The 12097-nt window shown below is 54.8% G+C and carries 14 protein-coding genes; 11 read left to right on the plus strand and 3 right to left on the minus strand.

Annotated features, from left to right (window positions below; translation table 11 throughout):
• Positions 1–71 precede the first annotated feature (71 nt).
• Genes EQV24_RS15085 through EQV24_RS15100 form a run of 4 tightly spaced genes read left to right on the plus strand, consistent with a single transcriptional unit; the run spans position 72 to position 4044 of the window.
• The gene (locus tag EQV24_RS15085) at positions 72–1403 is read left to right on the plus strand and encodes an MFS transporter (protein WP_038980953.1); all 1332 of its coding nucleotides are present in this window, start codon (positions 72–74) and stop codon (positions 1401–1403) included.
• A 35-nt stretch (positions 1404–1438) separates the two neighbouring features.
• Positions 1439–2188 carry a glucose 1-dehydrogenase gene (locus EQV24_RS15090; RefSeq protein WP_129253227.1) on the plus strand — a complete coding sequence of 250 codons (750 nt, stop codon included), beginning with the start codon at positions 1439–1441 and terminating at the stop codon, positions 2186–2188.
• A gap of 12 nt (positions 2189–2200) precedes the next feature.
• Positions 2201–3046 carry a transketolase gene (locus EQV24_RS15095; RefSeq protein ID WP_013098399.1) on the plus strand — a complete coding sequence of 282 codons (846 nt, stop codon included), beginning with the start codon at positions 2201–2203 and terminating at the stop codon, positions 3044–3046.
• Between the two features lie 8 nt (positions 3047–3054).
• Entirely contained in the window at positions 3055–4044 is a 990-nt protein-coding gene (locus tag EQV24_RS15100; protein WP_038980959.1) for a transketolase family protein, read from the plus strand.
• A 37-nt stretch (positions 4045–4081) separates the two neighbouring features.
• Here EQV24_RS15100 and EQV24_RS15105 read toward each other — a convergent pair whose 3' ends face one another.
• Complete coding sequence (locus tag EQV24_RS15105; protein WP_094916252.1) at positions 4082–4684, minus strand: short chain dehydrogenase; 603 nt, start codon at positions 4682–4684, stop codon at positions 4082–4084.
• A 97-nt stretch (positions 4685–4781) separates the two neighbouring features.
• Here EQV24_RS15105 and EQV24_RS15110 point away from each other — a divergent pair, with 97 nt between their 5' ends.
• The 3 genes from EQV24_RS15110 to EQV24_RS15120 all read left to right on the plus strand — a co-directional run bounded on the left by EQV24_RS15110 (position 4782) and on the right by EQV24_RS15120 (position 7474).
• Positions 4782–5669 carry a LysR family transcriptional regulator gene (locus tag EQV24_RS15110; protein ID WP_045294753.1) on the plus strand — a complete coding sequence of 296 codons (888 nt, stop codon included), beginning with the start codon at positions 4782–4784 and terminating at the stop codon, positions 5667–5669.
• 19 nt (positions 5670–5688) lie between these two features.
• A complete protein-coding gene (locus EQV24_RS15115) occupies positions 5689–6870 on the plus strand; it encodes a PLP-dependent aminotransferase family protein (RefSeq protein ID WP_038420464.1) in 1182 nt (393 codons plus the stop codon).
• A gap of 85 nt (positions 6871–6955) precedes the next feature.
• Positions 6956–7474 carry a DUF6622 family protein gene (locus tag EQV24_RS15120; RefSeq protein WP_029883923.1) on the plus strand — a complete coding sequence of 173 codons (519 nt, stop codon included), beginning with the start codon at positions 6956–6958 and terminating at the stop codon, positions 7472–7474.
• A 2-nt stretch (positions 7475–7476) separates the two neighbouring features.
• On the opposite strand, the gene EQV24_RS15125 is transcribed toward EQV24_RS15120, so the two are convergent.
• Entirely contained in the window at positions 7477–7896 is a 420-nt protein-coding gene (locus EQV24_RS15125; RefSeq protein WP_020690742.1) for a nuclear transport factor 2 family protein, read from the minus strand.
• A gap of 98 nt (positions 7897–7994) precedes the next feature.
• Here EQV24_RS15125 and EQV24_RS15130 point away from each other — a divergent pair, with 98 nt between their 5' ends.
• From EQV24_RS15130 to tssD, 4 genes are all read left to right on the plus strand, one after another.
• Positions 7995–8726 carry a helix-turn-helix transcriptional regulator gene (locus EQV24_RS15130; RefSeq protein WP_130626742.1) on the plus strand — a complete coding sequence of 244 codons (732 nt, stop codon included), beginning with the start codon at positions 7995–7997 and terminating at the stop codon, positions 8724–8726.
• Positions 8727–9585: 859 nt separating this feature from the next.
• The gene (locus EQV24_RS15140) at positions 9586–10035 is read left to right on the plus strand and encodes an STM2901 family protein (protein ID WP_040023496.1); all 450 of its coding nucleotides are present in this window, start codon (positions 9586–9588) and stop codon (positions 10033–10035) included.
• Entirely contained in the window at positions 10029–10355 is a 327-nt protein-coding gene (locus EQV24_RS15145) for a DUF1493 family protein (protein ID WP_040023494.1), read from the plus strand. The genes EQV24_RS15140 and EQV24_RS15145 overlap by 7 nt, the downstream gene beginning before the upstream one ends.
• 14 nt (positions 10356–10369) lie before the next feature.
• Positions 10370–10855, plus strand: a complete 486-nt coding sequence (gene tssD / locus EQV24_RS15150; protein ID WP_029882108.1) for a type VI secretion system tube protein TssD — start codon at positions 10370–10372, stop codon at positions 10853–10855.
• 64 nt (positions 10856–10919) lie between these two features.
• On the opposite strand, the gene EQV24_RS15155 is transcribed toward tssD, so the two are convergent.
• The gene (locus tag EQV24_RS15155; protein WP_086528237.1) at positions 10920–12089 is read right to left on the minus strand and encodes an HlyD family efflux transporter periplasmic adaptor subunit; all 1170 of its coding nucleotides are present in this window, start codon (positions 12087–12089) and stop codon (positions 10920–10922) included.
• Between the last annotated feature and the right edge of the window lie 8 nt (positions 12090–12097).

Genomic DNA, 12097 nt, shown 5'->3' on the forward strand with positions numbered 1-12097 from the left:
TCATGAGCCGATATATTGACCTTGAACGTAAAAATAAAACGACTCACGTTGTTCGAATAATGAGGTAAGTTATGTCTCGTATAGAACATGCTGTCCCCTACATAAACACTAAAAAAACCAATTACCGTTTCGTTGTGCTGGCATTAATTTTTATTGTGTATGCCATTAACTATGCTGACCGAACAAATATTGGTGCAGTACTGCCCTTTATCATTGATGAGTTTCATATTAATAATTTCGAAGCCGGTGCCATCGCCAGTATGTTCTTTTTGGGATACGCATTGAGCCAAATTCCAGCGGGCTTTTTTATCGCCAAAAAGGGGATTCGCGGCATGGTGGCGCTGTCGATATTCGGCTTCTCGGCGTTTACCTGGCTGATGGGCACGGCGACCTCGGTTCTTGGGCTGAAGTTTATTCGTCTGGGGCTGGGGTTAACGGAGGGGCCGTGTCCTGTCGGGCTGGCCTCCACCATCAATAACTGGTTTCCACCCAGGGAGAAGGCCACCGCCACCGGCGTCTACATCGCGGCCACCATGTTCGCGCCGATCCTCGTGCCGCCGCTGGCGGTGTGGATCGCCATGACGTGGGGCTGGCGTTGGGTCTTCTTCTCCTTCGCGATCCCCGGTCTGGTCATTGCCGTCCTGTGGTATCTGCTGGTGCGCACCAGACCATCAGAGAGCGCATTCGTCTCTAAAGCCGAACTGGAGACCATTACTGTGGGTCAGGAGACGCCGGACGCCAGACGGGAAAACATCGTGATTTCACCGGGCTTTGCGCGCCTTGACCGCCTGATTCGCGTGCGGGACTTAGCCCCGGTGAGCACGGTAAAAGGGCTGTTTACCTCGAAGAATATCCTCGGCGACTGTTTGGCCTATTTCATGATGGTCAGCGTGCTGTATGGCCTGTTGACGTGGATCCCGCTCTATCTGGTGAAAGAGAAAGGCTTTACGTTTATGAGCATGGGGCTGGTCGCCAGTATGCCGTGCATCGGCGGATTTATCGGGGCGATTTTTGGCGGTTACGTATCCGACAAACTGCTCGGCCGTCGGCGTAAACCGACCATGATGTTTACCGCCATCAGCACCGTGTTAATGATGGTCATCATGCTGAATATTCCGCAAAGCACCGTTGCGGTTTGCGTGGGGCTGTTTTTTGTCGGCCTCTGTCTGAATATCGGCTGGCCTGCTTTTACGGCTTACGGTATGGCCGTTGCGGACAGTAAAACCTATCCGATAGCTGCGTCAATTATCAATAGCGGCGGAAATCTCGGCGGATTTGTTTCCCCGATGCTGGCGGGTTTTCTGCTGGATAAAACAGGAAGTTTTAACTCTGTATTTATTTATTTCGGTGTTTGTGCAGCGATTGGCCTGTTTGTGATTATGTTGCTGGATGAACCGAAATAAAAAATAAATTCCTTTTACCATAGTGGAGTAAATATATGCTACTGAAAGATAAAGTCGCCGTTATTACCGGCGCGGCTTCTGTACGCGGTTTGGGTTTTGCCACGGCTAAATTATATGCCGGGCAGGGTGCGAAGGTAGTGATTATCGATTTAGATGCTGAGGCCAGTCGGGCAGCGGCGGCGAAACTGGGTGAAGAGCATCTGGGCCTTGCGGCGAACGTCAGCAATGAATTACAGGTTAACGCCGCCATTGAGCAGGTGCTGGGAAAATACGGGCGCATCGATATTCTGGTGAATAACGCCGGTATTACTCAGCCGATTAAGCTGATGGATATTAAACGCGAGAATTACGACGCGGTGCTGGACGTCAGCCTGCGCGGCACGCTGCTGATGTCCCAGGCGGTGATCCCCACCATGCGCGCGCAGAAGTCAGGCAGCATTGTCTGCATTTCATCGGTATCAGCACAGCGCGGTGGCGGTATTTTTGGCGGCCCCCACTACAGCGCGGCTAAAGCAGGTGTGCTGGGCCTGGCGAAAGCGATGGCCCGTGAACTGGGGCCGGATAACGTACGCGTAAACTGCATTACACCCGGCCTTATCCAGACGGACATCACCGCAGGCAAGCTGAGCGATGAGATGAAAACCGCCATCCTGGCGGGCATTCCGCTTAACCGCCTCGGCGACGCGCAGGATATTGCCCACGCCGCGCTGTTCCTTGGCAGCGACCTTTCGTCTTACTCCACCGGTATCACGCTCGACGTGAACGGCGGCATGCTGATCCATTAAGGAGACTCGACGATGACGGATACCACAGTTCAACAGGTTGCCGCGGCGGCATGGCGTATTCGCCGCTATGCGCTGCGCATGGGCGAAGTGCAGGGGCAGGGCTACATCGGGCAGGCGCTGGGCTATGCCGACGTACTGGCCACCGCGTTTACCCACGGTATGAACCTCAAGCCGGACGAGCCGGAGTGGGAAGGTCGTGACCGTTTTCTGCTTTCCCACGGTCATTACGCCATTGCCTGTTATGCCGCCCTGATTGAAGCCGGGATCATTCCTGAAGAGGAGCTGGAGACCTACGGCTCGGACGACAGCCGCCTGCCAATGTCCGGTATGGCAACTTACACGCCGGGCATGGAGATCTCCGGTGGTTCGCTGGGGCAGGGGTTAAGTATTGGGGTCGGCATGGCGCTGGGGCTGAAGCACAAGCAGAGCGCGGCATGGGTCGTTAACTCCATGTCGGACGGTGAGCTTGACGAAGGATCAACCTGGGAAGCGGCTATGTCTGCAGCGCACCATGGCCTGTCGAACCTGATCGTGCTGGTGGACATTAACCGCCAGCAGGCAGACGGCAATTCGCACAAGATCCTTGGCTTTGAGCCGCTGGAGGATAAATGGACCTCGTTCGGCTGGTATGTGCAGCGCGTAAATGGCAACGATGTCCCTGCGCTGGTGGCGGCGTTTGATAACGCCAGACGCTATCCGGAAAACCAGCCACGCGTCATTTTGTGCGACACGCTGATGGGCAAAGGTGTGCCTTTCCTCGAACAACGTGACAAGAACCATTTTATTCGCGTGGATGCTGACGAGTGGCAAAAGGCACTCGCCGTGCTGGATGCCAACAAACCTGAAGGAGTGCTGTAATGAGCCAGATAACGGAGAAAAAACCGCGTTTAACCACGTCGGCCATGATTGCCTCTATTGCGGAAGACGGCCAGGAGACGCGCTCTGCACCGTTCGGCCATGCGCTGGTGAAGCTCGCGGAACAGCGCCCGGAAGTTGTCGGTATGACGGCGGATTTGTCGAAATATACCGATCTGCATATCTTTGCCCAGGCGTATCCGGAACGTTTCTTCCAGATGGGGATGGCGGAGCAACTCTTGATGGGCGCGGCCGGGGGAATGGCAAAAGAGGGGTTTATTCCCTTCGCCACGACATATGCGGTCTTTGCCACCCGTCGTGCCTACGATTTTATTCATCAGGTTATCGCCGAAGAGCATCTCAATGTGAAGATATGCGCTGCACTACCGGGGTTAACCACGGGCTACGGTCCGAGCCACCAGGCGACGGAAGATATTGCGATTATGCGAGGTATTCCGGGGATGACCATCATCGATCCCTGCGACGCGATAGACACCGAACAGGCTGTACCGGCGATCGCGGCGCACAATGGGCCGGTGTATATGCGACTGCTGCGCGGCAAGGTGCCGGTGGTGCTGGACCAGTACAATTACCAGTTTACGCTGGGCAAAGCCGCGCTGCTGGAAGAGGGGAGCGACGTTCTGATCATCGCCTCAGGGCTAATGACCATGCGCGCGCTGGAGGCAGCAAAGCAACTGCGTAAGGATAACGTCAGCGTGGCGGTACTGCACTCGCCCACCATTAAACCGCTGGATGAGGAGACCATTCTGGCGCAGGCCGCGAAACCGGGACGGCTGGTTATTGTGGCGGAAAACCACAGCAGCGTTGGCGGGCTGTGTGAGGCCGTCGCGTCGCTGTTAATGCGCAACCGCGTGAACGTGGATTTCGATACCGTCGCATTGCCGGACGCGTTCCTTGATGCGGGGGCGCTGCCAACCCTGCACGACCGCTACGGGATCTCAACCACCGCTATGGTGGAGAAAATCCGAAGCAGGCTCTGATCGTGACGGGGCGAGCGTTCCTCGCCCCTTTCCTGCTTCAGTAACCCACCTTATACACCCGCCCGGTCTGCACCCCTTCCACGCTACGGCGATAGGCTTGCGCCACGGCGGCGGCCGGCACGCTTTCAAAGCCCGGGAAGAAGCCGTCGTACGTTTCGACCGATTCGGTGAGGACCGTCGGGCTTATCAGGTTGATGCGGATCCCGCGCGGCAGCTCGCAGGCGGCAGCGCGAACAAACCCTTCCAGCGCGGCATTCACCGTGGTGGCATTGACGCCCTGCGCGATGGGCTCGTGCGCCACAATCCCGCTAATCAGGGTAATGGAGCCGCCATCGTTCAGGTAGTGCTGGCCGGTCAGCGCCAGACGCACCTGTCCGAGCAGTTTATCCTGTAACCCCTGATTGAAATCGCTGTCTTTCATGGTGGCGAGGGGGCCAAAGTACAACCCGCCGCTGGCGGAGACAATCGCATCCACACGACCGACCTTCTCAAACAGCGCCTGCACGCTCGCCTGTGACGTAATATCCACCTGCTCATCGCCCTGCGTGCGGCCCACGCGGATCACTTCGTGGCGGCGACTGAGCGCCTCCGTTACTGCACGACCGACCGTACCGCTGGCACCAATAATGATGATTTTCATAGCCGACTCCTCATGTTGTGAGCCTGCATTCTTTAATAAATTAAAAGTCGGATAAACTGGGCTAAAGTTAGAAGATTGCTAACCAGAGGTTTGTAATATGGATAAGCTTCGCAGCATGGAAACCTTTATCGCCGTAGTGGAAAGCGGCAGTTTTACCGGGGCGGCCTCCCGGCTGGATATGTCGTCGGTGATGGTGGGGAAGTACATTGCGCTGCTGGAATCCGAGCTTGGCACCCGTCTGCTGGAGCGCAATACGCGACGTCAAAGCCTGACCGACGCCGGGCGGGTCTATTATGACGAGGCGAAGCGGGTGCTGGAGCAGGTGGCCATTGCCGAAAGCGCGGTGGAACGTCTGCGCGCCGCACCGGCGGGCACCCTGCGCGTGACGGCACCTACGTCGTTTGGCGGCTGCGTTATCGCGCCGCTGACCGCCACCTTTCTGCAGCGCTATCCGGCAGTGCGTATCGAACTGGATCTCACTAACCGGATGGTGGATCTGGTGGAAGAGGGGGTCGATCTGGCCATTCGCATTGGTGATATTCGCAATGACGATCTGGTGGCGAAATACCTGTGCCCTTACAACATGGTGATCTGCGCGTCGCCGGATTATCTGGCGCGCCACGGTACGCCGCAAACGCCTGCCGATCTGGTGGACCATCTCTGCCTTTCCCACACGGTATGGACCGCGCGTAACGAATGGCGGTTGCCGGGTGTGGAGGGCGAGGTGCGCTGGAAGCGCGATGCCATTTTACGATGCAACGACGGCTACGGCTTACGCATGGCGGCGCGCGCCGGGGCGGGGCTGCTTCTGCAGCCGGAGGTGCTGGTGGCGGAAGAGCTGGCAAGCGGCAGGCTGGTTCGGGTTCTGGAGCCGTTTACACCCGCGCCGAGGCCGGTGCATTTACTGTGGCGTCAGGATTTACGTCCCCTCCCGAAGCTAACGGAATTTATTGCTCATATTCTGCTAAGATTGGGCACAATATAAAAAAGAAGGTAATCAAAGAATGTCTGCAAACAAACTCGCCAGCAGCGCGCAGGGCCTGCAATCTTCCGCCATCCGTGAATTATTAAAACATAGCAAAATGGCAGGCGTCATTTCGCTGGGTGGGGGTATTCCTAACCCGGCCTTGTTCGATCACGAAGGCCTGAAAATCGCCGCTGATGCCGTACTGTCGCAGCATTTTGGTGAAGCCTTCCAGTATGGTCTGACCGAGGGTGTGCCGGGACTGCGGGAAGAGATTCAGCGCATCTGCGAAGGGCGCGGGATCCGCTGCAAAGCGGATGATGTGGTCGTGACCTCCGGTTCACAACAATCCCTTGACGTGCTGGCGCGCGCGTTAATTAATCCGGGCGATACCGTCGTCGTCGAACGCCCAACCTATCTTGCTGCGCTGCAGGTCTTTGGTCTGGCGCAGGCGAATTTCGAATCCGTTGGCACCGATGGCGACGGCATGAAAGTGGATGAACTCGAAGCCCTGGTGGCAAATAAACCCATCAAAGCGGTTTATATTGTGCCGACATTTGGTAACCCGGGTGGCGTTACGCTGTCTGAGGCGCGCCGTAAACAGCTGGTGGAACTCTCGAAGCGCTATGACTTCGTGATTATCGAAGACGATCCGTACAGTGAAATTAATTACACCGACGAAGTTTTTCGCCCGTTAATTGCCCATGCCAAAGATATCGGCAACGAAGAGAACGTGGTGTATACCTCAACCTTCTCTAAAATTCTCGCGCCGGGCACCCGTGTGGGCTGGGTGCTGGTGCCGGAGTGGTTGAAGCGTGCGGTGGTGAACCTGAAGCAAACCACCGATTTGCACACCAGCACGCTGTCGCAGCTGATGACTTACGAATACCTGAAAACCGGGCGTCTGGCCGGGCAGATCAAAATGATCCGCGAAGCCTATCGTCAGAAGTATCAGACGTTCGCCAACGAACTGGAAGCCGAGCTGGGCGATGTGATGTCGTTCCACAAGCCGAAGGGCGGCATGTTCCTGTGGGCGAATATGAAAAATGGTAGTAATACCACGCGCTGGCTGGAAAAGACGTTAAGTAACGGCGTAGTATTTGTCCCGGGCGAATTTTTCTACTGCAATGAGCCAGACCATTCGACGCTGCGTATGTCGTTTGTCACGCCAACGGATGAAGAGCTGAAAGAGGCGGTTCGTCGCCTGAAAAAATCGCTGTAAAAGACCTGCGCATAATGGCGTTCCTGCCGTTATGCGCAATACGCGTTCAGGGCGGCAGGAGCCGCGATCGTCCATGGTGATCTCCATGTTTGAATTTCTGCTCGGTGTCGTTACGCACACACCCGCCTGGGTGTGGGTGCTGTTTATCTTCCTTATATCCCGCGGCATTAAAGCCCGCAAGCCGGCCACCGTGACGCTGGAGCGGCTTGCTATCATTCCGGGCATTTTTCTTATCTGGGATATTTACGATCTGGTGGTCTATCGCACGCTGACTCCTGCGACTGTTGCATTGTGGACGGCGGGGATCCTTGCCGGTGCGGCACTGGGGTACTTCCTGATTAAGCAGGCGGCTATCACCCGAGCTGAGGCACCGCGCAGCCTCCACCGTCAGGCAGACTACACCGCGCTGCCGTTTATGATGCTGGCGTTCGCGGTGAAGTATGTGCTGGGCGTGATGAGCGCCATCTCTCCCCATACAATGCAGCAACCCGCCATGAGCGCGCTGGCGATTATCTCAGGCGGGGTATTTGCGGGCGTGTTTATCGGAAAATTTGCGCGTTATGTTGAGGTATATAACCGTAGCGTACCTCGCCCGGCGGAGTGACGTTACTCTGTCGCATGGGCCAGCGTGCGATCTGAAGCATCGCCGCTGAGGGCCCGCGTGACTTCATGGATCCGCCAGATTTTCCCTTCACGCAGCGCGGCAAACAGGTAAACCTCGATCTCTGCCTGACGACCGCCAGGATACGTGACCGTCACGATATGCCGGTCAGCCAGAAGTTCGTCATGACAGGCTATCTCCGCCACGGTAAAGGCGATCGTGCGAGTCTGCGAGCTGACGTGGCTCAGGTGCTGGATAAATCCCCGGTAATCAAGCGTGTGACCGTCCGTAACCTGTTGGTAATCGGGCGTAAAGACCTCTGCCGGATCGATATCGCCGTTGAATAAGCGGGTTAACAGGCACGCCATCTTTTCGCGCTGCGCGGCATTGTCGGTGTCGGCTATCAGGGATGTGATTATGCTCATTAAGGGCTCCTTATGTGGTTTAGTCGCCATTATCCTTGACAGCCGAAGACGCAGTTTCTGTAATACGCCGATGAATAACGATTTTCGGTCAAAATGATATGGTCAGTACTGAGACGCTCCTTCATCCTGGCGGGTACCGAACCCCCTGGCACAGCCATCGCGCTGGCCAGCTGTGGCGCATTGCAACGGGTCTGCTGGTGATTGAGTCGCAGCGGGGGCGCTCGGTCGTACCGGCAAAACACATCGGCTGGATCCCGCCTGGCAATCAGCACACCGCCTTTTCTGAAAGCGCGATAGAAGGCAGCGCCATCTATCTTGACCCCGCCTGCTGCGCAAGGCTTCCCGATGTGCCCGCCCTGTTCGAACCCGACGATCTTACCCATGCACTGTTTTCCCGCTTAAGCGTTGCTGAAAGCGAGTACGATCCGCGAAAGCTCACCCTGCTGCTGGATGAGCTTGCCGTGGCACCTCAGGTGCACTTTTCTCTGCCCGTGCCGACGGATCCGCGTCTGAAGGACGTGGTCAGGCATTTGCTGCAGTTTGTCGATGATAATCAGACGGTTGAGAGCCATGCCCGCCAGGCGGGGATGAGCGTGCGTACGTTCAACCGTCGGTTTCGTGCCCAGACCGGAATGAACTTCGTTAACTGGCGGCAACTGGCGCGGGTAATGCAGGCAATGGAGTGGCTGGCCGCGGGGAAGCCGGTGGGATGGATTGCGCTGTCCTGCGGTTATAGCAGCGTCAGCGCATTCATTGAGGTCTTCAGCGCGTGGACCGGTAAAACGCCGGGGCAGTGGGCGCTTAAAGAAGCCCCTTTTGGGCGAAGGTAATGCGCGTGGCGTCGTTGAGATGCGTAATTTTTCCTGGTTATTCATAATTAACGTCCTGTTTATAAATATAAAATAGGTGCGGTATGATGCCCTCACCCCGGCCCTCTCCCACAGGGAGAGGGAGAAAACCACCTCAACCCAGCAACGCGATTCCAGCCTCCGTCCCTGTAAGTGCTCAGGGATAGGCTCCAGCAGCATTGGGCGGAGCAGGGCAAAAGTCGAAGCAAGACGACCGCAGAGGGCTATTTTTCTCGCGGGATTGGTCTCTTCCACCAGCGCTTCGCAATAGCGTTGGCAATTGTCGGCAAGATCGATGAAGTCGGTGTTGCAGTCGAAAGGGGTCGTGAAACGTGCGTTACTGGTGGTCATATGACAGTTTCCATTAAGTGATTAAGACACTGCCAGAGAAATGCCAATTTCCCGGGTGGCAGGACTGAACGGAGTTGGCATTACCGGCCTTAATGGACACCGGCGCGTCTTGCGACGCCCCCGCCCAGCCCACCATTGGAATGTAGCCAGACGCACGGCGCAACAAGAGCTTACGCCGCCATTAAGTTTAACCGGGATGCCAATCCCGACGCCAGATTTTGCTGGCGTGGGAGGAACATACGCCCGAAAAGCCGTTAGAAAAAGTGGGGATGAAGGGATAAGTTACATTCTGCGAGGCTGCTTCAGAAAAAATGGAAAATGAGGAATGCGTTCAAGCCAAAAATGTTTCACCTGATGAGCAAATATTTTCCGCCGCACATAATACTGCCGGTTTATAAAATTAGGAATTTATAAAGGTCTATTTTATCAACATTGCGGTCAAAGTGGCGTATGGTATTTATTCTTAATAAGAATGGCTATGAAGGTGTGTATGGATACCGTCGAGGCGCTTAATGGAACCTACTTCTATAAAGGAATTTGCAACATATCGGCTGGTGAACTGTTTTTCTGGATTTTGTTAGATAAAATTGAAGAGCAGTTTGGCGGCATAGAGGATGCACTAACAATGAGTTGTATCATTTTAGGATTGCCGATATTAAAGACCAGAAATAAGCCCTACGGAACAACAGCAGGAACATCTATAGCATCAAAATATTTACGTCAATATCTCAATGTAGAGTTACCTGTAAGATTACCGACGTTAACTGAAGCGAGCATTGCCACTTTAAAACCTAAGTATGTGACAAATTTGGGGGCCTTTATCGGGAGAGGCCTACCAGTGATTGGCTGGACATTGGTAGCCAGCGATTTGGCTCAAATATGCTATAAGACACTTAAAATGTATAACACGATTGCTCATAAGAAAGACCGGATATGGTAACTGAACAAGAGGTTTTGGCTTTTTTTCAGAATGAATTGCCCGTTATGGGTACATTTACCGGCAAGCTCATACCTTTGCAGTTAGATGATATTTTACAAGACTATGCAGAGGATGATGATTTAGCCATCTGTATGGATAAATTCAGCGAACGATTCAATATTGATATAACGCTGATGAATTACAATGCTTATTACCCATGGTTTCACACATGGTTTTTTCGAAAATGGTTTACGGATAAACCCGTAAAGCAAATTTCTAAGCCTTTAACGGTGAGGATGTTCGCCGAATCTGCGAAAGCGGGAAGATGGTTATATGATTAATAAGGAGGAAAATGATGGCTGTACCGGTCCATTTATGGCTAAAAGATGATGCAGGGAATCTGATTAAGGGGTCATCTGACGTAGAACATAGAGAAGGGAGTATTGAATTACGTGGTTTGACACATAATTTAAGTATCCCGGTTGATGGGACAACAGGAAGACTCACCGGAACACGTCAGCACGCTCCTTTCCTGTTTGAAAAAGAAATTGACAGCGCATCCCCCTATCTTTATCGGGCTGTTGCAACAGGGCAAACTCTCAAATCTGCAGAGGTAAAGTGGTACCACATTAATGATGCAGGGCAGGAAGTTGAATACTTCAATATTTTACTGGAAAGTGTAAAAGTTGTTTCTATTACGCCAATTATGCACGATACACGTAACTGTCCGGGAACAGGGCACATGGAAAGCATTCAACTGCGCTACGAGAAAATCACATGGCGTTATGTTGATGGAAATATTCAATACTCCGATGCCTGGAATGAGCGAGCTACGGTTTGAAGTGCAGCAAACTGCCTCCGCTCTATAAATAGAGTGGAGGCATGTCCTGTTCATCCTGCAAAGATCACCGCTCCCTCAGCGCTTCTTTCGCCCGGTTAAACGGCTTAATCATATAATCCAGCACCGTTTTCTCCCCGGTTTTAATATCCACCGTCGCAATCATCCCCGGCACAATTGAGAAGTGCCTGCCTGCTTTATTCACCAGGTAATCCTGGCTGGTGCGGATAAACACCCGGTAATAGAACACTTCCGGCTTGGCTTCGTCCTGAATGGTGTCCGGGGAAATCGTCTCTACCACCCCGTGCAGCCCGCCGTAAATGGCGTAGTCGTAGGCGGTGATTTTGACCAGCGCTTCCTGGTTCGGATGGATAAAGGCGATATCGCGCGGCGAGAGGCGGGTTTCGATCAGCAGGTGATCGTCCACCGGCACGATCTCCATCAGCTCGCCGTTGGGCGGGATCACGCCGCCGATGGTGGTGACCTTGATGTTTTTCACGATCCCGCGCACTGGCGATTTCACCGTCAGGCGCGTGACGGAATCCTGACGGCCTTTCAGGATCGCCGAGACCATATCCACCTCCGCGTTGGCTTTGGAGAGCGCCTCGCGCGCCTGAACGTAATACTGCGAGCGCACGTCGGTGAGCTTCAGCTCCAGGTCACTTTTCTGCCGCTGCAGGCGCAGCACCTCTACGTGGCTGGCGGCCCCGGTTTTGACCAGCCGCTGGGTGATCGCCAGCTCCTTATTGGCGAGATCTAACGCGGCACGTAGCTCCCGCTGGGTATCCTCAAGCTGCGCGCGGCGGGAGTTATAGAGCCGCGTTTCGTCGGCAATTAACTCCGGCCATTCCTTCAGCGAAGGGGGGAATTTTAGCGGCAGATCGTTCACCTCGGCATACAGGCGCGCGCTGGAGGCCAGCGAGGCGCGATAGCGTGCGGCGCTTTCGCCGACGTTTGATTCTGAACGCGTGGGATCAAGGCGCGCCAGCACCTGTCCGGCCTGCACCTGATCGCCCTCGTGGACGTTCAGCTCGGTGAGGATCCCCCCGTCCAGCGACTGTAAAACCTGCTCGCGCGAGCTGGGGATCACTTTGCCGGTACCGGTTGAGACCTCATCCAGCACGCCAAACCAGGCCCAGATCCCGAGGACGATAAACAGCAGCAGAGAGAGGATCACGATTCGTCGCGCGCCGGTGTAGCCGCTTTCAGAACCGAGCGCATTATCCAGATCGTCCATTGCCGCGG

Origin of the sequence: Enterobacter sp. A8 (assembly GCF_004296595.1) — a bacterium.
Lineage (GTDB): Bacteria > Pseudomonadota > Gammaproteobacteria > Enterobacterales > Enterobacteriaceae > Enterobacter > Enterobacter cloacae.

What these genes read in the sequence shown, in the direction of transcription:
- EQV24_RS15085 (WP_038980953.1), top strand. Translation starts at nt 72, where the DNA reads ATGTCTCGTATAGAACATGCTGTCCCCTACATAAACACTAAAAAAACC.
- EQV24_RS15090 (WP_129253227.1), top strand. Translation starts at nt 1,439, where the DNA reads ATGCTACTGAAAGATAAAGTCGCCGTTATTACCGGCGCGGCTTCTGTA.
- EQV24_RS15095 (WP_013098399.1), top strand. Translation starts at nt 2,201, where the DNA reads ATGACGGATACCACAGTTCAACAGGTTGCCGCGGCGGCATGGCGTATT.
- EQV24_RS15105 (WP_094916252.1), bottom strand. Translation starts at nt 4,684, where the DNA reads ATGAAAATCATCATTATTGGTGCCAGCGGTACGGTCGGTCGTGCAGTA.
- EQV24_RS15110 (WP_045294753.1), top strand. Translation starts at nt 4,782, where the DNA reads ATGGATAAGCTTCGCAGCATGGAAACCTTTATCGCCGTAGTGGAAAGC.
- EQV24_RS15115 (WP_038420464.1), top strand. Translation starts at nt 5,689, where the DNA reads ATGTCTGCAAACAAACTCGCCAGCAGCGCGCAGGGCCTGCAATCTTCC.
- EQV24_RS15120 (WP_029883923.1), top strand. Translation starts at nt 6,956, where the DNA reads ATGTTTGAATTTCTGCTCGGTGTCGTTACGCACACACCCGCCTGGGTG.
- EQV24_RS15125 (WP_020690742.1), bottom strand. Translation starts at nt 7,896, where the DNA reads ATGAGCATAATCACATCCCTGATAGCCGACACCGACAATGCCGCGCAG.
- EQV24_RS15130 (WP_130626742.1), top strand. Translation starts at nt 7,995, where the DNA reads ATGGTCAGTACTGAGACGCTCCTTCATCCTGGCGGGTACCGAACCCCC.
- EQV24_RS15140 (WP_040023496.1), top strand. Translation starts at nt 9,586, where the DNA reads ATGGATACCGTCGAGGCGCTTAATGGAACCTACTTCTATAAAGGAATT.
- EQV24_RS15145 (WP_040023494.1), top strand. Translation starts at nt 10,029, where the DNA reads ATGGTAACTGAACAAGAGGTTTTGGCTTTTTTTCAGAATGAATTGCCC.
- tssD (WP_029882108.1), top strand. Translation starts at nt 10,370, where the DNA reads ATGGCTGTACCGGTCCATTTATGGCTAAAAGATGATGCAGGGAATCTG.
- EQV24_RS15155 (WP_086528237.1), bottom strand. Translation starts at nt 12,089, where the DNA reads ATGGACGATCTGGATAATGCGCTCGGTTCTGAAAGCGGCTACACCGGC.